The sequence below is a fragment of the Pseudomonas sp. 05N434 genome (genome assembly GCF_056396965.1).
Map to the genome: position 1 here is coordinate 1 of NZ_JBFTMK010001195.1, position 373 is coordinate 373.

1 protein-coding gene is annotated in these 373 nt (G+C 56.6%); it reads right to left on the reverse strand.

Translation table 11 applies throughout. The features are described from left to right. Positions 1-373: nucleoside-diphosphate sugar epimerase/dehydratase (locus AC1DLB_RS32395; protein WP_477786583.1), on the reverse strand; the 373-nt coding region annotated here is incomplete at both ends.

Sequence of the window (373 nt, forward strand, 5' to 3'; positions counted from 1 at the left end):
CTGCGCACATGGAGCGGGAAGTCCTCCAGAAAATTGAGAATCTCCCTACGCCGCGCACGAGTCGAAGACGGCAACGCCAGAAGGATTTCCTGAGCACCAGTCACGTCGATCATCTGCTGAATATGCTTGGGCTTAAAGACCTGCAACCCAGCAATCGAACGATCCGCGATAGAGGAGTCGTCATCGATAAACGCCACAGGACGCATCACGCGCCCCATGCGCAACGCTGCAACCAACTGGTTGCCCGCGACGCCAGCACCGTAAATGGCGACCTTGGTCAAACCATCGTCTCGATTGACAAACGGTACATGCTGCGCAGCGGTGAACCAATCGCCCATGAAATACTGACGCATGCACAGACGCAGGCCGCCAA